This is a genomic window from Janthinobacterium kochi (genome assembly GCF_051380715.1).
GTDB lineage: Bacteria > Pseudomonadota > Gammaproteobacteria > Burkholderiales > Burkholderiaceae_D > Janthinobacterium.
In genome coordinates, this window is sequence record NZ_JBNYXO010000005.1 from 320,602 (window position 1) to 341,692 (window position 21,091).

The 21,091-nt window shown below is 65.9% G+C and carries 12 protein-coding genes; 8 read left to right on the forward strand and 4 right to left on the reverse strand.

Annotated features, from left to right (window positions below):
- Positions 1–8: 8 nt before the first annotated feature.
- The 3 genes from ACQ4WL_RS14135 to ACQ4WL_RS14145 all read right to left on the reverse strand — a co-directional run bounded on the left by ACQ4WL_RS14135 (position 9) and on the right by ACQ4WL_RS14145 (position 8,143).
- Positions 9–3,767, reverse strand: coding sequence for an AAA family ATPase (locus ACQ4WL_RS14135; RefSeq protein WP_436510326.1), 3,759 nt, complete (start codon positions 3,765–3,767; stop codon positions 9–11).
- Positions 3,768–3,783: 16 nt separating this feature from the next.
- Entirely contained in the window at positions 3,784–5,010 is a 1,227-nt protein-coding gene (locus tag ACQ4WL_RS14140) for an exonuclease SbcCD subunit D C-terminal domain-containing protein (RefSeq protein WP_436510327.1), read from the reverse strand.
- Positions 5,011–5,122: 112 nt separating this feature from the next.
- Positions 5,123–8,143, reverse strand: coding sequence for a PAS domain-containing protein (locus tag ACQ4WL_RS14145; protein WP_436510328.1), 3,021 nt, complete (start codon positions 8,141–8,143; stop codon positions 5,123–5,125).
- 282 nt (positions 8,144–8,425) lie between these two features.
- On the opposite strand from ACQ4WL_RS14145, the gene ACQ4WL_RS14150 reads away from it, so the two are divergent.
- On the forward strand, positions 8,426–8,797 hold the full coding sequence (locus ACQ4WL_RS14150) for a YajD family HNH nuclease (RefSeq protein WP_034755042.1): 372 nt from the start codon (positions 8,426–8,428) through the stop codon (positions 8,795–8,797).
- A 20-nt stretch (positions 8,798–8,817) separates the two neighbouring features.
- The gene (locus ACQ4WL_RS14155) at positions 8,818–9,486 is read left to right on the forward strand and encodes a response regulator (protein ID WP_436510329.1); all 669 of its coding nucleotides are present in this window, start codon (positions 8,818–8,820) and stop codon (positions 9,484–9,486) included.
- A gap of 29 nt (positions 9,487–9,515) precedes the next feature.
- Here ACQ4WL_RS14155 and ACQ4WL_RS14160 read toward each other — a convergent pair whose 3' ends face one another.
- Positions 9,516–11,669 (reverse strand): TonB-dependent receptor domain-containing protein, encoded by a 2,154-nt coding sequence (locus ACQ4WL_RS14160; RefSeq protein WP_436510330.1) that lies wholly within the window; start codon positions 11,667–11,669, stop codon positions 9,516–9,518.
- Between the two features lie 285 nt (positions 11,670–11,954).
- Here ACQ4WL_RS14160 and ACQ4WL_RS14165 point away from each other — a divergent pair, with 285 nt between their 5' ends.
- The 6 genes from ACQ4WL_RS14165 (at position 11,955) to moaE (ending at position 21,031) form a co-directional block, all read left to right on the forward strand.
- A complete protein-coding gene (locus ACQ4WL_RS14165) occupies positions 11,955–13,238 on the forward strand; it encodes a winged helix-turn-helix domain-containing protein (protein ID WP_436510331.1) in 1,284 nt (427 codons plus the stop codon).
- Complete coding sequence (locus ACQ4WL_RS14170) at positions 13,235–14,227, forward strand: DUF2804 domain-containing protein (RefSeq protein ID WP_436510332.1); 993 nt, start codon at positions 13,235–13,237, stop codon at positions 14,225–14,227. The genes ACQ4WL_RS14165 and ACQ4WL_RS14170 overlap by 4 nt, the downstream gene beginning before the upstream one ends.
- A gap of 113 nt (positions 14,228–14,340) precedes the next feature.
- Positions 14,341–17,007 carry a bifunctional acetate--CoA ligase family protein/GNAT family N-acetyltransferase gene (locus tag ACQ4WL_RS14175; protein ID WP_436510333.1) on the forward strand — a complete coding sequence of 889 codons (2,667 nt, stop codon included), beginning with the start codon at positions 14,341–14,343 and terminating at the stop codon, positions 17,005–17,007.
- A gap of 114 nt (positions 17,008–17,121) precedes the next feature.
- A complete protein-coding gene (locus ACQ4WL_RS14180; protein ID WP_436510334.1) occupies positions 17,122–17,796 on the forward strand; it encodes a hypothetical protein in 675 nt (224 codons plus the stop codon).
- A 179-nt stretch (positions 17,797–17,975) separates the two neighbouring features.
- The gene (locus ACQ4WL_RS14185) at positions 17,976–20,561 is read left to right on the forward strand and encodes a DUF349 domain-containing protein (RefSeq protein WP_436510335.1); all 2,586 of its coding nucleotides are present in this window, start codon (positions 17,976–17,978) and stop codon (positions 20,559–20,561) included.
- On the forward strand, positions 20,558–21,031 hold the full coding sequence (gene moaE, locus ACQ4WL_RS14190; protein WP_436510336.1) for a molybdopterin synthase catalytic subunit MoaE: 474 nt from the start codon (positions 20,558–20,560) through the stop codon (positions 21,029–21,031). The genes ACQ4WL_RS14185 and moaE overlap by 4 nt, the downstream gene beginning before the upstream one ends.
- The last annotated feature ends 60 nt before the right edge of the window (positions 21,032–21,091 follow it).

Consider the following 21,091-nt stretch of genomic DNA (forward strand, 5'->3'; position numbering starts at 1 on the left):
CCACTCCGTTAGCGCACCGTCACCACGCTCTTGCCGCCGGACCCCGGCTGCACGAGGATACGGGTGGCGATGCGCTCCGTCATTTCCTGGACGTGCGAGATGACGCCTACCTTGCGTCCCATCGCTTGCAGGCCGTCGAGCGCATCCATGGCCACGCGCAGGGTTTCCGTGTCCAGGCTGCCGAAGCCCTCGTCGATGAACAGCGATTCCACGCGCACCCGGTTCGAGGACAGCGAGGCCAGGCCCAGCGCCAGTGCCAGCGAGACGAGGAACGATTCGCCTCCCGACAGCGAGTGCACGGAACGCAGTTCGCCGCCCATGTCCTGGTCGCGCACCATCAGGCCGAGAGACGGATTGTTCGGGTTGTCGATGCGTTCGAGCTGATAGCGGCGCGCCAGGTGGTTCAAATGCGCGTTGGCATAGCCGAGCAGCACTTCCAGCGTGAATTGCTGGGCATAGTTGCGAAATTTCTTGCCGTCGGCCGAGCCGATCAATTCGTTCAGGCTGGCCCAGCGCCGCTCGATGGCGGCCTGCGCCTCGATCTGCGCCAGCATCGCCTGTGCGCTGTGGCGCCTGGCGTCGTCCTGCGCGATGGCCAGGCGTAATCGCGTCGCTTCCTGGTTGGCTGCCTGGCGTTCCGCGCCAAGCGCGTCGAGCGCCGCCTGCAGCGCGGCCACATCCGTTTCCAGTGCTTCCGGCGGCCGCTCCAGGTGGTCCGCATGCTGTTGCCGGCGTTCGGCCAGCACGGAGAGCGCCGCCGTGTGGCCGTCGGCGATTACTTGCAGGGCATCGCGTTCGGCGCGCATGGCTTCCGGCGCGATGGACAGATGCGCGCGCAAGCCGGCCATGTCGGCGGGCGCATGGGCCGGATGGGCCAGCTGGAAGCGGCGCAGCCAGTCCTCCAGCGCTGCCGCGGTATCGCTGTCTTGCTGGCGCAAGGTATCCAGGCGCCGGGCCGCTTGCGCACACGCTTCGTCGAGCCGCGCGCGCGCCTGGCTGGCCGACTGCGCCGCCGCTTGCTGCTGCGCCAGCTGATCTTTTGCGCGCGCGACGGCGCCTGCCAGCGCGCCTTCCACCTCGGCCACGGGCAGGCCATCCCACAGCGCCGCGCGCTGCGCTTGCAGCGCCTTCAGCTGCGCATCGAGGGCGGCGTATGCCGCATGCGCTTCCAGTGCCAGTTGTTGTGTCGTGTGCGCAGCCGCATTGGCCGCGTCCAGCTGCGCGGCCAGGGTCGCCAGCGCGTGGAGGCGGCTATCCTGCTCCGCCTGCTGTTTCAGCCATTGGCGGCTTTCCGTTTCGCGCGCCGCACGGAAGGCGGCAGGGCCGGCGCGCCAGCCATCCTTCCAGTCTTCGGCGCCATCCGTGTCGGCAAAGGCGGCATCGAGCTGCGCCAGCAAGCCATCGAGGGCGCTGCGCGACGTCTCCGCCTTGTCCTTGCTGGCCACCTGCTGCGCCTGCAACTGCGCCAGCCGTGTCTGCGTCTCGGCAACGGCGGCCGTCAGGCGCGCGTGTTCGGTGCCGGCCAGTTCGTGCGCCGCCTGCGCTTGCTCGCGCCGCGCGCTGGCCTGGCGCAGCGCCGTCTCCTGCTGTGCCAGCGCCTGCAAATCGGCCGCATCGGCCGCCATCTGCTGCGTGAACCAGTCCGCGCGCTGGTTTGCCGGCGGCAGTTGCAAGGTAGCGCCATGCGGCTGCCACTGCGCCTCCAGGGTGGCGATGGCGGGCGGCAGGGTCGCCAGTTCGGCTTCTATTTGTGCCTGTTCGCGCGCATAGCCGGCCAGCGCCGCCTTGTGCGTGGCCAGCTGCTCCAGATTATTGCGCGCCTGCGTGCGGCAAGCCAGCACTTCATCTTGCAAGCTGGCCAGCATTGCGTGCAAGGCGTGGTCGGCATGACTGTACGGGTGCTCCAGCGCGCCGCAGACGGGGCAGGGCTGCTGGTCCTGCAAGGTGGCGCGCAGCTGTTCGACGCTGGCCGCGCATGCCGCTTCGGCACCCTTCAAGGATTTTTCCGCCTGCGCCAGGCCAGCTTCCAGCAGCGCCGTCCGGGCGGCTTGCGCCGCCAGCGCCGTGTTTTCCGCCAGCGCGGCCTGGGCCAGTTGCGCGGCCCGTGCTTGACCATGCGCCAGTTCCTGCTGCTTGCGCGCCAGCTCCGTCCACGTCTTTTCTGCCGCATTCAACTGGCGCGCATGGTCTTCCAGCTGGCCGCGCTGTTGCTGCAGCAGCTGTCCGTCGATGGCTTGCACGGCGCCAGCCGCTGCCCGCCGCTCGGCATCGCGCGCGGCCAGCGCCAGTGCGGCAGCGGCCAGCGCGGCGTGCTCTTCACGCGCAGAATCGCTGGCGTGGCGCATCAGCTGCGCCGAAGCGGCCACGCTGGCATCTGCCGCATCGGCTTGCGCGGCGGCCTGGCCGGCCTGGGCGAACAGCTGGTCCGACAATTGCCATGACGTGGCCAGCGCCTGCCAGTGCTGGTGCGATGCCAGCCACAGGCGGCCCGTTTCCTGCTCCACCTGCATGGCGTGCTGGCGCTGCTGCAGTACCTGCAACGCGCTGCGCGCCGACTCGTTGGCCTGGTCGGCGCCTTGCGCGGCCTGCCTTGCCTGGCCATGTGCGGGCAGTTGCGCGAGGATGCTGGCGTCGAGCGCCTTGGCGGTATCGAGCAGGGGCGCAGCATCGCGCTGCACCATTTCCTGCGTCTGCAAAGCGGCTGCCGTTTGCTGCACGCTGGCAGCCAGTTGCGCTTCGGCGGCAACGGCTTGCGCCGCCTGCACGCGCGACGCTTCCAGCGCGGCGCCGGTGCTGGCGATCTCGCTTGCCAGGCGCGCCACGTCGTCGACCAGGGGGCGCGCCGGCTGCAGCAATTCCCACTGCGCCAGCGCCGTGCGGCGTTCTTCCGCGGCGGCGCGCTCAAAGGCCGCGCTGTCGAGCGCCTCTTGCGCGGCAGTTACCTGGGTTTGCAGCTTGTGCGTCTCCTGGTGCCAGCGCTGCTGCAGTTCCAGCACTGCCTTGCGCAGGTCGATGTGTTGCAGCGTGGCCTCGGCTGCGCTGCACAGCGCCTCGGTGTCGGTGCGCTCTTGCGGCGACAAGGGCCGCTGGTCGGCCAGTTTTTCGCCCAGGCGTTCGAGGGCCTGTTTTTCCTTTTTCGCCCGCTCGAAGGCGCGCACGGAAATATCGGTATAGATGCTGCTGCCCGTCAGGGTTTCCAGCAATTCTCCCCGTTCATTGTCTTCCGTCTTGAGGAAGGTGGAAAACTCGTTTTGCGCCAGCAGCACGGCGCGCGTAAACTGGTCGAAGGACAGGCCGATGCGCTTTTCGATCTCTTCCTTGACTTCCGTCTTGGTGCCGCCGATGGGTTGCAGCGCGGGCAGCTGATGCAAGCTCATGGCGGTCGCTTGCAGCGCGCCTTCGGCCCGGGTACGCGAGCGGCGCACGCTCCAGCGCGCGCGGTAGCTGGCACCATCGTTGCCGACGAAGTCCACTTGCGCATAACCGTCTGGCGTGCCGCGGCGCAGCAGGGTGCGCGTATCCTGGGCGTTGACGGTTTCCTTGCCCACGTCGGGTAGGGCGCTGCCCCGGCCCAGCACTTTCAGCAGGCGTGGCGTGGCGTCGTACAGGGCCAGGCACAGGGCGTCGAGCAGGGTACTCTTGCCCGCGCCCGTGGGACCGCTGATGGCGAACAGGCCGGCGGACGCCAGCGGCTCGTGCTGGAAGTCGACTTCAAATTCGCCGGCCAGCGAGGCCAGATTCTTACCGCTGATTTTCAGGATTTTCATGGTTTTTCAGGTGCGCTCAAGCGCCGGGCAGCAGCAGTTCGGCCAGGGCCGAGAGGAGTTCTGGCGGCGCTTCCCTGGCGTATTTTTGCAGGTACAGGCGGCGGAAGATGTCGTCGGGTTGCAGCTGGCCCAATTGGTCGAGCGTCATGTTCTCGGGCGCGCTGCTGCGCGCAGCGCTCGACGTTTCGATCTTTGCCAGGCGTACTGGCTTGCCGTCCAGGGCGGTTTCGATGCGCGTGCGCAGGCCCGGCTCGGGCGCGTCCAGGCGCACGCGCACTTCCAGGAACGGTTGCGCTTCGGCCGGTGCATCGGGTACGTCGAGGGCGGCCAGCTGCGCCAGCACTTCGTTGATCGGCGCCGGCGTGGCGGGCACGCGCAAGAGGGGCACGGCGCGCGGCACTTCGATGACGCGTACCTCGCTTAATTGCTCGCCGTCGATATCGAGGCATAGCACCTGGTGGCGGTAGCTCACTTCGGCGAAGGACAGGGGGATCGGGCTGCCGCAGTAGCGGATGTGTTCCTGTCCGCCCACGGCCTGCGCCTTGTGCAGGTGGCCCAGCGCCGCATAGGCGATGGACGCATCAAAAATCCCCGACGGCAGCATCTCGGTGCCGCCGATGACGATGCGGCGTTCGGAATCGTTCGACATTTCGCCGCCCACCATGTGGCAATGGCCCATGGCAAGGATGGCTTGTCCCGGCTGGCGGCGCGCCAGCGCCAGATCCGTCAACTGGCGGTACAGCAGGGCGATGCCGCCCAGGTAGGCATCCTGGGTATCGCCGGCCGGCAGCTTCGGCACGTCGCCGGGGCGCAGGAAAGGCACGGCCAGGCACCAGGCCTGCACCTGCCCATCGGCGCCCGACAAGGGCAGCAGCAGGCGTTCCAGGTCGATCTGGCCATCTTCGCCGCGCAGCAAATGGCCGACGACGTGCGTGCCATGCGCGGCCAGCAGGGGGCCTGGCGCTTCGAGCCGTCCGGCCGAATCGTGGTTGCCGGCGACGATGAACAGTTGCAGCGCGGGCAGGCGCGCGCGCGCCTGCTGCAGGAACGCATACAGCTGCTTTTGCGAGGCAGCGGACGGATTGGCATTGTCGAACACGTCGCCCGCCACCAGCAGCACGTCGACGCGTTCGGCCACGAGCGTGTCGAGCAGCCAGTCGAGGAAGCGCTGGTGTTCGTAGCCCCGTTCATAGTTGTGCAGGGTCTGGCCCAGATGCCAGTCGGAAGTGTGCAGCAGGCGCATGGTGGGGCAAGGGTAGGGAAGACAGGCGCCAATATAGCAGGAATGACAGGAATGAGAGGGGTCAGACCCTCTGGGTCTGACCCCAGCCTTCAGTTGGGCTTGCCCTCAACCATCAAGCCGTCAATGCGCCGGCCCTGTAGGTATTGCGCCCATCTTGCTTGGCCTGGTACAGCAGCACGTCGGCGCGCTGCAGCAGCACGGCAGGGGGGATGTCTTCGTCGCGGTAGAAGGCCAGGCCGATGCTGGCGGAAATGCGTACGGTGATGCCGTCGAGTTCGAACGGCTGCCGCATGACGGCGACGATCTTTTCCGCCAGCGCGGCCGCGTCGTCGGGCTTGGCGATCTGTTCCATGATGATGGTGAATTCGTCGCCGCCCAGGCGGGCGATGATGTCGGTGACGCGCATGGTCTGCGTCAGGCGCTGGGCGAAGGCGCGCAGCAGGGCATCGCCGGTGCCGTGGCCATGCGTGTCGTTGACAGGTTTGAAACGGTCGATATCCATGTACATGACGGCCATCAGGTGCTGCTGCCGACGGCTCGCGTGCATGGCGTCGCTGAGTTTTTGCTGGAAGCCGGCGCGGTTCGACAAGCCCGTCAGCACATCGACCTGGGCCAGTTGCAGCAGGCGCTGCTTCTCGCGCTTTTGCACGGTGATATCCTGGCGCATCACGTGAAAGCCCACTACCTGCAGCTTGTCTTCGCCGATCTGCGGGATGTAGATCACTTCCATGCAGCGCTCGATGCCTTCCTTGTCGTCTACTTCCTCGAAGCTCAGGGTTTCGCCCGCCAGCACGCGCTCGATATACGGCGTCACCGTGCGGTAGCGCGCTTCGCCCACCGTATCGCGCACGCTGCTGCCCAGCGCCTGCCGGCCCGTCAGGCCGAGTTCGCGTTCATAGGCGATGTTCAGGAAGCGGTAGACCAGGTCGGCGTCGATGTACGCGATCATGGCCGGCAAGGTGTCGGCAATGGTGCGCAGGCGCGCTTCGCTTTCCAGCAGCGCCACTTCCGATTCGCGCAAGGTGGTGATGTCATCCAGGCTGCCCACGTAGCCTTCGATCCGGCCGTCGATGAGGATGGGGGCAATTTTGACGGAGACCCAGACCAGCCTGCCGTTGCGCTGCAGGTAGCGCAGGGTGGACTGGAATGGCGCATGGCTGCGCGTGAGCTGTTCCAGCGCCACATGCATCAGCGGATAGTCGTCCGGGTGCAGGGCGCTGGTCCAGCCGGCGCCCAGGGCGGTAGCGCGCGGCAGGCCCGTGATCGATTCGAAGGTGCGGTTGACGTAGGTGCAGCGGCGCTGGCGATCCAGGCGCACCAGGCCGAGCGGCGAGGCGTCGTTGACGGCGGCCAGTTCGGCCTGTTTCTTGCGCAGTTCCAGTTCCTGCTGGCGGCGCTGCGAGATATCCTCGGCGATGCACAGGATATGTTCGATCTGCTGGCGCTCGTCGAACACGGGCACGGAGATGGCGCGCAGGTAGCGCAGGCTGCCATCGCGCAGGCGCAGCGGCTTTTCCGTATGGTCGATGACGCCGCGCTCGGCCAGGATGGCGCGGTCGTCCTCGGCATCGTGCAGGCCGAAGCCGGGCGGGAAGGCCTGGCAATCGGTCTTGCCGATGACGTCGGCGGCCAGGTGGCCGGTGATATCCTCGGCCGCCTTGTTCCACACTTCCATCTGGCCGAAATTCTCCGGGCGTGCGCTTTTCACGTAGACCAGCACGGGCAAATGGTCGATCAGCGACTGCAGGAAACTGCGGTTATCCTGCAGCGCCAGCTCGTCATGCTTGCGCGCGCTGATGTCGCGCGAGGTGACGGCCACGCCGTCGGTGATCGGCACCACCTGGTGGCGCAGCCAGCGCGTGCCGCCCAAGGCCAGCGGCAGCTCGAATTCATCTTCCAGCGGCTGGCCCGTTTCCATCACCAGCACGAAGCGCTTGAAGAAACGCTCGTCGAGCAGCAGCGGCACCCGCGGCAGCACGCGCTGGCCCAGCAGTTCGGCGCGTGGCTTGCCCAGCATGTCGGCGGCCCGTTCGTTGAGGTCGGCGAAAATGAAGTCTTCCACCGGCTTGCCCGGTGCGGGGCGCCAGGCTTTCAGCAGCAGCACGGAGTCGAGGCTGCCCTGGTGGGCTGCGCGCAGCAAGGCTTGCGTTTCCTTGGCCTGGCGGATGCTGCGGCGCAGGCGTGCGCTCTGGCGCATCAGCAGGGCCGTAAAGCCGGCAATGAGCACGCTGGCGGCAAGCAGTGCGCCGACATACACCAGGCGGCGGTGTTCGAAGCGCGTCAGGGCGACGGCACGGCTGACGCCCACCACGGCCAGCAGCGGGTAGCGCGGCAGCTCGTGGTAGCTATAGATGCGCGCCGTCGTGTCGATGGGTGGTTCTATCAGCAGTTCTTCGGGGGCATGCTGCGGCGGTCCGGGCATGCGGAAGTCGATGCGGTCGCTGAGGATCAATTGCTCGCCGATGCGCCCGACCGTCAGGCCGCTGTCGCGCGCCACCAGCATCAGGGCGCCATGCTCATCGAGGTCCAGGCGGTCGTAATCGTCGATAAAATAGGTCGGGTCGACGAGGATGATGATCGCGCCGGCGAAGCGGCCCTGTCCATCGTTCAGGCGGCGCGCCAGACGGATGGTCCAGCGCTTGCTGGCGGCGTCGAGCATGGGCGTGTCGACCAGGGCCGTGTCGGACGCATTGGCGGCCAGCGCCCTGAAAAATGCCTGTGTGGCCAGGTTTTCCGGCAAATACGCGTTGGCGCTGTCGAGCACATTGCCCTGCGCGTCGATGAGGGCGATCGGCAGTGCCAGCTTCGACGGCAGCACGCTGTCGAGCAAGCCCTGGCGGCGCGTGAATTCATGCAGGCGCAGGCCGCCCTCCGATTCCTCGTACTTGAGCTTGAACAATTGCGTGGCGTGGTCGGTCTGGCGCAGGGTGAAACTGGTATGGTCGGCCAGGGTACGCGCCAGCGACTGACTGACGGCCACGGCGTCGCGCACGGCGCTGACGCGCTCCTGGCCCACCTGGTAAAAGACGGCCGCCCAGAGCGCCAGCAGCAAGATGAGCGCAAACAGGGGCACCAGGCTGAGACGGTACAGGTGGCGGGCAAGGCGTTGCAGGGGTCTTGTTATCGCTATCACGGGCGCTTGCAGGCTAGATTCATGAAAAAGGGGAAGGGCGGCGTGGCGCGCATGATAGCCGATTCGGCTGCCTTGCGCGTAACCTTGTTGCCGCCGCTTCCATCGTCTGTTCGCGGTCTGTCGCTAGACTTATTCTGCGTTAAATCAAGTATCTGTGGTGCTGCGCATGCTAAAAAAAAGCGCCGCAGTGGCGGCGCGGGCATGGGAAGTGGCAGAAAAAGTACAATTTGACCTGCATCGTCATTAAAATGGTGGCTTCTTCCTCCCATATTGAAAGTTGTCATGCAGAGTAAAAAGCCCGACGCGGCAAGACTGGACAAGATCGTGGCCGAAGCGCGCCGCGCCGCCGACCAGCGCGAGAGCGGTTACCGCGAGCGCTCGCTGAAGATGTATCCGTGGGTATGCGGCCGCTGCATGCGCGAATTCACGCGTGCCAACGTGCAGCAACTAACGGTGCACCACCGTGACCATAACCATGACAACAACCCGCCGGACGGCAGCAACTGGGAATTGCTGTGCCTGTATTGCCACGACAATGAGCACTCGCGCTACCTGGAAGCGGACCGTGGCGCCGGCCTGCTGTCGGCCGAGGTGGCGCCCGCGACGCACAATCCCTTCGCCGCGCTGGCCGGCCTGATCAAGAAGAAGGACTGAGCGGGCCGCGCCGCTTCCCCATGCGTATCTTGCTGACCGAAGACGACCCGCAACTGGGCCGCGCCACGCAGATCGGCCTGGAACAGGGCGGCCATGCCGTCGACTGGGTCACGAGCGCTGAACACGCGCACACGGCAGTGCGTCTGCACGACTATGGCTGCATTTTGCTTGACCTGGGCTTGCCGGGGCAGGACGGCATGCAGGCGCTGGGCATGCTGCGCGACAATGGCTACAGCGGCGCCGTGCTGATCATCACGGCGCGCGACCAGGTGGGTGAGCGCATCGCCGGGCTGGACGCGGGCGCCGACGACTTCATCGTGAAACCATTCGACCTCGACGAGCTGGCCGCGCGCATCCGCAGCGCCTGCCGCCGCTCCGCCGGCCGCCTGCGCGAAAACCTCGTGCATGGCAATCTGGTGCTCGATATCGCCGACCGGCAGGTGACGCAAGGGGGATTGCCCGTGACCTTGACGGTGAAGGAATTTCGCATCCTGCAATTGCTGCTGGAGCACGGTGGCCGGGTGCTGAGCCGGGAACAGATGGAGAAAAATCTGTACAGCTGGGGGGATGAAGTGGAGAGCAATGCCGTGCAAGTGCATATCCACCACCTGCGCAAGAAGCTGGGGCGGGACTTGATACGCACCGTGCATGCGATCGGTTACTGCATCGACAAGCCTAAAGCGGCTTGACGAAGGCGGCCCGCAGGCCGCCCGCTTGATCAGAAATCGACAGTGGCTGACAGCCACAGTCGGCGGCCATCCAGGCTGTTGACATAGCGGTTGGCGTAGGTCAACGTCGGCGCCGATGAGCCACGGTAAGGCTGGTAGTCGATGAAGTCCTTGTTGAGCAGGTTGTACACGGCCGCGTTCAGGGTGATGCGCTGGTTCAGCTGATAACTGGTGCCGACGTGTAGCATGGTGTAGCCCTGGTAGTCGCCCAGCGCGGCCTTGGCGGCACGCGTGGAAGCCGAGGTGCCCGGATCGCGGAAGCGCTCGCTGCGGTACTCGGCGCGCAGCCAGCCGTTCCACTCGCGCGCGATATCCCAGCTCAGGCGCGCGTTGACGGCGTGCTTGGGCGTGTCGCTCAGCGGCTTGCCGGCGTTGCTGCCGCTCTTCTGTTCGCTTTCCGTGTAGGTGTAGTTGGCGCTGGCCGACAAGGTCTTGCCCAGCGGGAAACTGGTGTTCAGCTCGACGCCGCGTGTGACGGCCTCATCCACGTTGACCGATTGGCCAAACGCGTCGACGTTGGGCCAGTTGCCGAAGCTGACGCAGCCGGGACGGTTCGGCGACGGACGGTAATCGCAGTTGACGAGGCCCGTGCCCGTGGTGATCTTGTCCTTGAATGCATTGTTGAACACGCTGCCGCTGGCGGTCCAGCCGGCCAGGTTGTCGAAATACGCGCCGATTTCCGTCGTCGTGCTCGTTTCCGGTTTCAGGTTTGGGCTGCCGACGAGGGGAATCGTGCCCTGGCCGCCGAAACCGTTGATGCCTGGCGACAGTTGTTCCACGCGCGGCGTCTTGTAGCCCTTGCTGACGCCGCCCTTGACGGTCCAGCTCGGCGTCGCGTTCCACACGGCATAGGCGCGGGGGCTGGTCTGGCCGCCGAAGATGCTGTGATCGTCATAGCGGGCGCCGAAGGTCAGCGCGAGATTCTCCTGCACCTGCCATTCGTCTTCCACGAACAGGGCTTTTTGCGTGAATTCGAATGTCTTTGGCGCCACGCCATCTGTCATTTCCGCTTTCCACCATTGCGCGCCGACGGTGGCCATGTGTTTGCCCAAAGGCATGACCAATTTGGTGTCAAACACCTGGCTTTCCACTTCCAGCGTGCGCGCGCTGCCGGCCACGGCGCCCGGCGTGCCTGGCGGAATCGTGCGGCCCAGGGTTTCCGTCTTGTTCAGCATGTAGCTGCTGTCGAGGGTGCCGAAGCCGAAGCGGCCCGTGTGCGACAGGGTCCACTGGTCGCGCTTGTATTTCTGTTCCGCGCCGTAGCCGCCCTGCACGCTCTTGGTGCCGAGCTGGCCCTTTGAATTGTCGTAGGTCTGGCGGCCCGCGTCGGCGTCGAGGATGACGGTGTGGTGGCGGTTCGGCGTGAAGGCCAGGCGCGCGCCAAAGTTTTCAATGTCCGCGCGCACGGGGTTGGCTCCCATGCTGGTGGATTTTTCCTCGCCGGCCGCATTGCTGTAGCGGATGTCGGCCGCATCGCGGCGCTGCTTGCTGCCGCGCAGGGACAGGCCGAGCAGGTCGGTGGCGATGGGACCGCTCAGGTAGAAGCGGCCATTTTTCACGTCGCCAAAGTCCGATTCCTGCTGCAAGGTGTAGTCGGCCGAGACGGAACCCATCCATTGCTTGCCCACCTTGCGCGTGATGATGTTGATCACGCCGCCCATGGCGTCCGAACCGTACAGGGTCGACATGGGGCCGCGGATGATTTCGATGCGCTCGATGGCGGCCAGCGGCGGCATGAAGCTCGTCTGCGTGCCGCCGAAGCCGTTTGGCGTGACGTTGCCGGCCGCGTTCTGGCGGCGCCCGTCGATCAGCACCAGCGTGTAGTCGCTGGGCATGCCGCGGATGCTGATGTTCATGCCGCCCGTCTTGTCGCCCGCCGCGCCCACGTCGATACCTTCCACGCTTTCCAGCGCCTGCGTCAGGTTGCCGAAGCGCTCCTTCGACAGCTCTTCGCGCGTCAGCACGGTAATAGAAGCCGGCGCCTGCCTGATATCCTGCTCGAAACCGGAGGCGGAGACCACCACTTCGGGCAGGCTGGCAGGCGTGCCCGTCTGGGCGTAGGCCGGCAGGCAGGACAGGGCGGTCAAGGCCAGGGCCAGAGTGGTGGGACGCGGCAGGCGTGCGCGGCGGGTGCGGTTGGACATGCAAACTCCTGGAGGGTGGATCAATGATTGGTCTGTATTGTTTTGGTAATGGGAATCATGAAAGCAATAAGAATCATTAACAATTGCGGGCATGGCTTCCCAAAAAATATCTCGTTCCGGATCATGCGCAGAAGTTCTTAAGAGATTCTTAACAAGCTGGCCGGGAATGCGCCGCGCTTGCTTGGTGTCGGTTGCGGCGTCGTGTGCCTGGGCTGCGTGCATTGCCGGGCAAGCCGATAGCGATAAAACGTGCAAGTGTCACGCGGAATGCGGTATCTTTCAGCTATGCACAGCCCAGACAAGCACCTTTCTCCCGACCTCCCCCCTTTAACGCTGGCCACCGCGCGCGCCTTGCACCTGGCCGCGCAGGGCTTGCTGCAGGCGCAGCGCAAGAAGGCCGTGAAGGCCGACGTGCTGGCGGCCGTGCGGCAGATGGGCGTGCTGCAGATCGACACCATCCACGTGGTGGCGCGCAGCCCGTATCTGGTGCTGTGGAGCCGGCTTGGCGATTATCCGCAAGCATGGCTGGAGCAATTGCTGGCCGAGGGCGCGCTGTTCGAATACTGGGCGCATGAAGCCTGCTTCGTGCCCATCGAAGACTATGGCTTGTACCGCCACCGCATGCTCGACCCGGCCTCCATGGGCTGGAAGTATTCGGTCAAATGGATGGCCGAGCAGGGCGAGGCCGTGGCTTCGGTGCTCGAACACATCCGCGCCAACGGCGCCGCGCGCTCGGCTGACTTCGAACGCACGGACGGCAAGGCGGGCGGCTGGTGGAGCTGGAAGCCGGAGAAACGTTCGCTCGAAGTGCTGTTTACGTCGGGCGTGCTGATGATCGCCAAGCGCCACAATTTCCAGCGCTATTACGACCTGGCCGAGCGCGTGCTGCCCGGCTGGCACGATGGCTTGCTGCCGCCCGAAGAGCAGGTGCGCCGGCACTTGCTGCTGGCCAGCGTGAAGGCGCTGGGCCTGGCGCGGGCCAGCTGGATCAGCGACTACTTCCGTACGAAACAAGCGCGCGCCAGCCTGGCGCACGATTTGCAGGCGCTGGTGGACGAGGGCGCGCTGCTGCGCTGCGCTGTGGCCGGCTGGGATGATGCCGTCTACGTGCATGCCGGGCATGGGCAATTGCTGCGCGACGCGGCGGCCGGCAAGCTGGCACCCACCCTGACGACGATCTTGTCGCCATTCGATCCCGTCGTCTGGGACCGGCGCCGCGCGCTGGAATTGTTCGGCTTTGACTACCGGCTCGAATGCTATACGCCCGCTGAAAAACGCCGCCATGGCTATTTTAGCTTGCCGATTTTGCGCCGCGGCGCGCTGGTGGGGCGCCTGGACGCCAAGGCGCACCGCGCGCAGGGGCGCTTCGAGATCAAGTCGCTGGCGCTGGAAGACGGTGTGCGCCTCAGTGCCCGCCTGGTGCAGGACGTGGCCGGCGCCGTGCAGCGCCTGGCGCTCTGGCATGCCTGTCCCGCGATTGATATTGCGCGAGCGCAGCCTGCAGCCTTCGGCGCGCAGCTGGCCGAGGTCCTGCAGGATGCTGGCCAGACGGCAAGGCGGGCTGCATGATGCTGCCGCCGGCCCCACCCGAACTGCTCGACGCGAATGGCGTTCCATGCTTTGGCCGCTACACGGGGCAATTGAACGCCTTCGACTGGGCCGCGCTGGCGCCGCCGCATGCGCGCGGCGCCCTCTGGCGCCTGTTCCACCACAAGCGCTGGCATTATGTGGCGCTGTCCACGCCCACCCTGTTCTGCGGCGTGGCCATCGTCGATCTGGGCTGGACCAGCACGGCGTTCGCGTATGCCTTCGACCGCCACAAGGGCAAGATCGTGGCCAGCTTTTCGCAGGATGGCATCCCCGGCCTGTGCGCCACGCTGGCGCCGCATGCTGGCGCCAGCAGCCGTTTCCGCTTCCTCTCGCAAGTGATCGCCATCGAGGCCCAGCCGCAGCAGCGCTACCGTTTGCAGCTCGACTGCGGTCATTTCGGCATCGATGCGGAATTCGGCCCGCCCGTGGCGCCCACCTTGCTGGCCGTGGGACCCGTGGGCGAGGGCGGCTCCGTGCACGCCACGCAAAAGTCGGGCGGCTTGCCCTTGTGGGGCAGCGTGCGCTGCGGCGCCATGGGCTACAGCCTCGATGACGGTGTGGCCAGCTTCGATTATTCGAACGGGCTGCTGGCGCGCGAGACGGAATGGCGCTGGGCCTCGGCGCACAGCCTGGACCTGGGTTTCAACCTGCAGGCCGGCTATTTCGGCGCGCATGAAAACGCGCTGTGGCTCGATGGCCAGCTGTATGCGTTGGGCCGTGCGCATTTCGACTTCAATCCCGACAACCCGCTGGCGCCATGGCATGTGTGGACGGATGACGATCTGCTCGACGTGCATTTCAAGCCCGAGGGCGCGCGGCGCGAAGACAAGAACCTGTGGCTCGCGGCCAGCCGCTACATCCAGCCCATCGGCACTTTCAGCGGCTGGGTGCGTACCAGTGCGGAGTCTCCCAAGCGCATCGTGGCACATCTGGCGGGCGTGACGGAAAGCCACCGCTCGCGCTGGTAGGTGCGCGCGGATTTTTTGCGAAACGCGCGACAAGGTCAAGTTTTTTTGGCAGCGCATCCTATACACTGGGGTGTTACCAAGTAAGCCACTCCGGCAAACCATGAGGCCAGAACATGAGTATCCGTAATCTCGACAAGCTGTTCAAGCCAGCCTCGGTGGCCCTGATCGGCGCCACGGCGCGCGAACACAAGCTGGGCGCCATCGCGCTGGCCAACCTGCTGGGCGGCGGCTATCAGGGTGAGATCTGGCCCGTCAATCCCAAGTACGACGAGCTGATGGGCCTGAAATGCTACCGCAAGCTGGCACAACTGCCGAAAGCGCCGGACCTGGCCATCATCTGCACGCCGCCCGCCACCATTACGGCCCTGATCCGGGAACTGGGCGCGCTGGGCACGCGCGCCGCCATCGTCATGACGTCCGGCCTCGACCCCGTGCGCGAACAGTCGCTGCGCCTGGCCATGCTGAAGGCAGCCAAGCCGCATCTGCTGCGCATCCTGGGACCCAACAGCATGGGCTTGCTGGTGCCGAAACTGGGACTCAACGCCAGCTTCGCCCACCTGGGCGCGACCAGCGGCAAGATCGCCTTCGTGTCGCAATCGGGCGCGCTGGTGTCTGGCGTGCTCGATTGGGCCAATGCGCACGGCGTGGGCTTTTCCAAGTTCATTTCGCTCGGTGGCAGCTATGACATCGATTTCGGCGACTTGCTCGACTACCTGGCCGGCGACATCGACACGGCCGCCATCCTGCTGTACATGGAAGACATTCAGGCAGCGCGCAAATTCATGTCGGCGGCGCGGGCTGCCGCGCGCAGCAAGCCCGTCATCGTCTTGAAGGCGGGACGCGAGGCGGAAGGCGCGGCCGTGGCGGCCTGGCATACGGGCGCGCTGGCCGGTTCCGACGCCGTGTATGACGCGGCCATCCGCCGCGCCGGCATGCTGCGCGTGTATTCGGCAGAGGAACTGTTCGATGCCGTGGAAACGCTCACGCATATCCGCGCCCAGCGCGGCGAGCGTCTGGCGATTTTATGCAATGGCGGGGGACTGGGCGTGATGGCCACCGATGCGCTGGTGGGCAGCGGCGGCAAGCTGGCAGATTTGTCGCCGGACACCGTCATCGCCCTGGAAAAGGCCCTGCCACGGGGCTGGTCGCACGACAATCCCGTGGGCTTGCCCGGCGACGCGCCCGTGCAGCGCTATGTCGACGCCATCAAGCCGCTGCTCGACGAGCCGCAGGCGGACGCCTTGCTGCTGCTGCACGCGCCCACGGCCATGGTCTCGTCGATCGACATCGCCGAAGCCGTCACGCCGCTGATCAAGGCTACCTCGCGCACGGTGCTGTCGTGCCTGTTGGGCGGCACCACCGTGGCGCCCGCGCGCCAGGTCTTCAACCGGGCCGGCATCCCCACCTACGACACGCCGGAGAAAGCCGTGCATGGCTTCATGCAGATCGTGCAGTACCGGCGCAACCAGGAAACCCTGATGCAGGTGCCGGCGCAGCTGCCCATGTCGGCCACGCCGCGCCGCGCGCGCGTGCGCGAAATCGTCGCCGCCGCGCTGGCGGCCGGCCAGACGGTGCTGGGCGAATGCCGTTCGAAGGAAATCCTGGCCGCCTACGGCATTCCCGTGGCGATGACGCGCATGGCGGCCGACGTGGAGGAGGCGCTGGCCGTGGCGACGGACATCGGCTACCCGGTGGCGCTGAAAATCCATTCGCCCGACATCGCCCACAAATCCGACGTGGGCGGCGTGGCGCTAGACCTCGACACGCCCGACATCTTGCGCACGGCCGCTGCCGCCATGCTCAAGCGCGTGCGCCGCATGCGCCCCGATGCGCTGATCGACGGCTTTACGGTGCAGCAGATGGCGCGCCGGCCGCAATCGCATGAACTGATCGTCGGCGTCACCACGGACGCCGCGTTTGGCCCCGTCATCCTGGTGGGGCAGGGCGGCATCGCCGTGGAAGTGACGGCCGACCATGCTATCGGCTTGCCGCCGCTGAACATGGTGCTGGCGCGCGACATGCTGGCGCGCACGCGCGTGTCGAAACTGCTGGCCGGCTACCGCAACCAGCCGCCGGCCGACATCGACGCCATCTGCTACACCCTGATCCAGGTGGCCGAACTGGTGGCCGACATTGGCGAGCTGGCCGAACTCGACATCAATCCGCTGGTGGCCGATGCCGACGGCGTGATCGCCCTCGACGCACGCATCCGCCTGCAGCCGGGCCAGAAGAGCGACCGCCTGGCCATCCGCCCGTATCCGCAGGAGCTGGAAGAGCAGGTGACGTGGATGGGCCAGTCCATCCTGCTGCGCCCCATCCGCCCCGAGGACGCGCCGCAGCACATGGACCTGTTCAATGCGCTGGACCCGGACGACGTGCGCCTGCGCTTCTTTACTTCCATGCGCGAACTGCCCGTGTCGCAGCTGGCGCGCCTGACGCAGATCGACTACGACCGCGCCATGGCCTTCATCGCCACGCACACGGGCCCGGACGGCAAGCCGGAGACCCTGGGTGTGGTGCGCGCCGTGGCCGATCCGGACAATATCCACGCCGATTTCGCCATCGCCGTGCGCTCGGCCCTGAAAGCCAAGGGCCTGGGCCATATCCTGTTTGAAAAGCTGGTCGACTACTTCCGCAGCCGCGGCACGGAAGCGCTGGTGGGCGAGGCGATGGCGCGCAACAAGGGCATGCAGCGGCTGGTGAAAAGTTTTGGCGGCGAAGTCTCGCCGTCGGAAGAGCCAGGCGTGGTCAACCTGCATATCGGATTGCGCGCACCCTGAGAAAATGCAGGCGCGATGGCAGGGGTTTGTGCAGGATCAAACTGCCCCCTGTCGGTAGTCTTTACACTTTCACTTCCAGGATCAGACATCCAGCGCGTTTTCGGGAGTGAGTGCATGCTTACGGCAACATACATATTGGTTTCCCTGTCGGTGGAACAGACCAGCATCCGCATGAGTTTGTTGGCTTTTCAAAAGTACATGCAGGTGCAGCTGCGCCAGCAGAGCCGGCTCAGCCTGGCGCAACTGCAGTACGCGGGCGACTGGCTGAACCGGCTGTACCAGGGCGGCTACTGGCGCAAGGTGGAGATGTATCTGATCCCCGCCATTCGCCGGGCAGCGCCGCATACCGACGGTTTGCTCAGTGGTTTGCTCAATGAGCTCAATGGCTTGAACCACGCGGCGCTGGAAAGCATCAATGTCGTGCAGCAGCGCGCGGGCGCCGCCATCGATCATTCCGAATTGCAGGCCGAGCAGCTGTGCGCCGCCATCGATACCTTTTGCGCGGCCTTGCTGCAGCGCCTGGAAAAAGAAGAGCGCGAACTGTTTGCGCTGGCGCGCAAGGTCATCGTGGGCGAAGCGTGGTTTGCCATCGCCTACCAGTTCCTCGCCCACGATGCGCGCGCGCAGGAAGCACGCCGTGGCAAGGCGCAAGTGCTGCCCTTTGTTTTGCCAGTGCCTTTGCCGGCACCGGGCGCGCCTGATGGCGCCGCTGAAACCGCGGGCATCGCCGGCACCGCCGTCGCGGATACCTTGCCTGCCGTGCCACAGCCGCTGCGCGCGCAGGCTTGAACGGGTAGCGAGCGCACACCCCTGCCCACCCGTCTGCGCCGCTTCCACGCCCCTGATTTTGTGCTGGCGCCAGCATGGGAGTCATGTTGCGTTACTCATTTGGTAACTTGTGCAGACCTGTCCGATGCAATACCCCGGGCTTTGTTATGATGGTGGTTTTGATCCACGCGAAACCCGTCATGTTCGAATTTCTTTTCAAGCGTTCTGCCAGCAAGCCTTCCGCACCAGACCCTGTCGTGGCAGAACAGGCCGCCGCCTCGGCGCAGAGCGCATCGCGCCGCGCCGAACAGGTTGCGCGTGCCCACGCCGTGGCGGGCGACGAAGCCGCCGCCTTTGAATTCATTGTGTCCAGCGAATTTGCCGATGCCCGCCTGATCGCGGCCGAACACGTCCATGCCTTGCCCCTGTTGGAAAAAGTCCACCAGGCCATGCGCAATACGGACCGCCGCGTCGCCAAGCTGATGCAGGGCCGCATCGACCTGATCCGCCATCAGGCGGCGGAAACCCAGCGCGCCCAGGCCAGCATCGACACGGCCCAGCGCCTGTTGAACGATGACAAGCTGAGCCCGAATCAGGTAGCCGAACTGGACCGCCAATGGCAAGTCATCAAGGCCACGCCCGAACTGGCGACCGCCTTTACCGCTGCGCGTGCCGCGCTGGGAGCCCGCCTGGAAGCGCAAGTGGTGTTGCAGCGCGCCGTGATCGACGCCGTCGCCGCCGCGCGTGCGCTGGCGGGCAATGCCCAGTCCGCCGGGGAGCTGGCGCAGGCGCTGGCTCGCCTGGATGCGGAACATGCGCAACATGCACAATCGCCCGAGTGCGCTTCGCTGCCGAGACACCTGGAAAGTGATTTCATCCAGGCGCGCGAACAGGCGCAGTCCGCCTTGCAAGCCTTGCAGCAGCACCAGGCCGTGTTCGACGCGCGCCAGGCCGCGCTGGCCGAATGGCAGACGCAGGATGCTGCCACCCTCGATGTGGATGCCCTGAAACGCGCTTGGCAAGCCCTGCCGCGCCTGCCTGAGTCGCCGCTGTCCGACAGCCTGCAGCAGCAATTTGCGGCCCTGCTGGCCAGTGCGCCGGCGCCCGTGCAGGCGGCAGCGCCAGAAACCACACCGGCCCATGCCGAAGCTTTACCTGCGCCGCGCAAGCCGCGCCAGGAGCACGCACCCGTGTCGAAAGAAGCGACGGAGCAGTTCTTCAAGGTGCTCGACGCCATGGAAGCGGCCCTGCAGGATGGCTTGCTGCATGTGGCTTCCGAGCATGACAAGACTTTGCGTGATAACAAACACGGCCGCCTGACGCCTGCGCAAGCGGACCGCCTGGCCCATGTGCGCGGAGAGTTCAAGCGCCTGGCCGACTGGGCGCGCTGGGGCGGCAACGTGTCGCGCGAGGAACTGGTCAAGGCGGGCGAGGAATTGCCGGCACAGGAACTGCCAATGGCCGAGCTGGCCAAGAAAGTGGGCAGCCTGCGCGAGCGCTGGAAGTCGCTCGATACCTTGTCCGGCCCCGCGCCCAAGTCCCTGTGGGAGCGTTTCGACGCCGCCTGCAGCCTGGCGTATGCGCCGGCGGCCCAGCATTTCAAGCAACTGGCCGACGAGCGCCACGGCAATGCGGCCAAGGCCCAGGAATTGATCGCGGAAACGGCGGCCCTGGCCGCCGAAGAGAGTACCGACTGGAAACATGTCGCGTCAAGCTCGCAGCGCCTGCGCCAGGCCTGGACGCGCCTGGGCACCATCGACCGCAAGGAAAAGAAACGCCTGGATACGGAATTTGGCGCCGCGCTGGACGCCCTGTCGAAGCCGCTGGACACGCAGCGCCAGATCGAGACGGCGCGCCGCGAACAATTGATCGTCGAAGTAGGTTTGCTCAAGCCGTCCGAGCGCAACACGGTCGACATGCTGAAAGCCTTGCAAGACAAATGGCAGGAACTGGCGAGAGCCTTGCCGCTGGAGCGCCGCGCGGAACAGGCGCTGTGGCAGCGCTTCCGCGCCGCCTGCGACGATATTTTTGCCAGGCGTAAGGAAACGGCCCATGCGGCCGATCACGAGCGCCGCGAACACCTGCATGCGCGCGTAGCGCTGTGCGCCGCGCTGGAAACGGCCGTCGTGCCCGAGGGCGACGACAAGACCCGCAGCGCCTTTATCCAGCACTTGCTGCGCGACACGCGCGCCGCCTGGAACGCCTCCGGCCCTGTGCCACGCGCCAGCGAAGCGAAGATCGAGCAGCGCTACCAGGCCGCTGTTGCTGGCGTGCAAGCGCAAGCGGACGCCATCGCTGAACGGGCCGGTGCGGCCCAGGCCAACGCCTTGCGCGACAAGCTGCGTCTGGTGCAATCGCTGGAAGCCGCACTGGCTGATGGCGACGCCGGCGCCGACGCGCACGCGTGGGGTGAGCGCTGGAGCGCCTTGCCGCCGCTTGAAACCCAGTATGAACGCAGCCTGCAGCAGCGCTTTGCCGCAGCCCAGGCCGCACTGGGCGAGGGGAGCGCCGCTTACCTGCAGCAATTGCAGGCCAACCAGGAGCGCTTGCGCGATGAAGTGTTGCGCCTGGAAATCGTCGCCGGCGTCGACAGCGGCGCCGAATTTGCCCGCGACCGCCTGAAAATGCAGGTGGAAGTGTTGCAATCGTCGCTCAAATCAGGCCAGAAGCCGCTCACGCAAGTGGCGCAGCTGATGCAGCTGTGCGCGATAGCCGCCACCACCGATGCGCGCACGGCCAGCCGTATCGAAACCTTGCTGCGCCGCATTGGGGGCCACGCCAAATGAGTACAACCGTGCGCGTCCAGCAAGCTGATTTTGACCTCGGTCAAGAAATTGCACAATTGCGTGCAGGCAACCCCAAGGTGGGCGCCGTCGTCGGCTTTGTCGGCACGGTGCGCGACATGAACGAGGGGCTGGACGTGGCCGCCATGGAGCTCGAGCACTATCCGGGCATGACGGAAAAGTCCATCGAAGCGATCGTAACGCAGGCGGGGGAGCGCTGGCCCATGCTTGGTGCGCTGGTGATTCACCGCGTGGGGCCTTTGCTGCCGCAGGAGCAGATCGTGCTGGTGGCGGTCTCGTCCGCCCACCGGGGCGAGGCGTTTGCCGCTTGCGAGTTCATCATCGACTATCTGAAGACGGAAGCGCCGTTCTGGAAGAAGGAAGACACGCCGGAAGGCGCGCGTTGGGTCGATGCGCGTGACAGCGACGAGACTGCCCTGGACAAATGGACGGCAAAAGCACCCGCCATTTGAGGCGTTTTTGCCGCGCACGTCAGCATTTGCAAGAATGCATCAGTTTTCTGTTTTGTGTAT

Bases quoted from the DNA above. Each gene is read 5' to 3' on its own strand.
- ACQ4WL_RS14135 (WP_436510326.1), bottom strand. From the start codon at position 3,767: ATGAAAATCCTGAAAATCAGCGGTAAGAATCTGGCCTCGCTGGCCGGC.
- ACQ4WL_RS14140 (WP_436510327.1), bottom strand. From the start codon at position 5,010: ATGCGCCTGCTGCACACTTCCGACTGGCATCTGGGCCAGACCCTGCAC.
- ACQ4WL_RS14150 (WP_034755042.1), top strand. From the start codon at position 8,426: ATGCAGAGTAAAAAGCCCGACGCGGCAAGACTGGACAAGATCGTGGCC.
- ACQ4WL_RS14155 (WP_436510329.1), top strand. From the start codon at position 8,818: ATGCGTATCTTGCTGACCGAAGACGACCCGCAACTGGGCCGCGCCACG.
- ACQ4WL_RS14160 (WP_436510330.1), bottom strand. From the start codon at position 11,669: ATGTCCAACCGCACCCGCCGCGCACGCCTGCCGCGTCCCACCACTCTG.
- ACQ4WL_RS14165 (WP_436510331.1), top strand. From the start codon at position 11,955: ATGCACAGCCCAGACAAGCACCTTTCTCCCGACCTCCCCCCTTTAACG.
- ACQ4WL_RS14170 (WP_436510332.1), top strand. From the start codon at position 13,235: ATGATGCTGCCGCCGGCCCCACCCGAACTGCTCGACGCGAATGGCGTT.
- ACQ4WL_RS14175 (WP_436510333.1), top strand. From the start codon at position 14,341: ATGAGTATCCGTAATCTCGACAAGCTGTTCAAGCCAGCCTCGGTGGCC.
- ACQ4WL_RS14180 (WP_436510334.1), top strand. From the start codon at position 17,122: ATGCTTACGGCAACATACATATTGGTTTCCCTGTCGGTGGAACAGACC.
- ACQ4WL_RS14185 (WP_436510335.1), top strand. From the start codon at position 17,976: ATGTTCGAATTTCTTTTCAAGCGTTCTGCCAGCAAGCCTTCCGCACCA.
- moaE (WP_436510336.1), top strand. From the start codon at position 20,558: ATGAGTACAACCGTGCGCGTCCAGCAAGCTGATTTTGACCTCGGTCAA.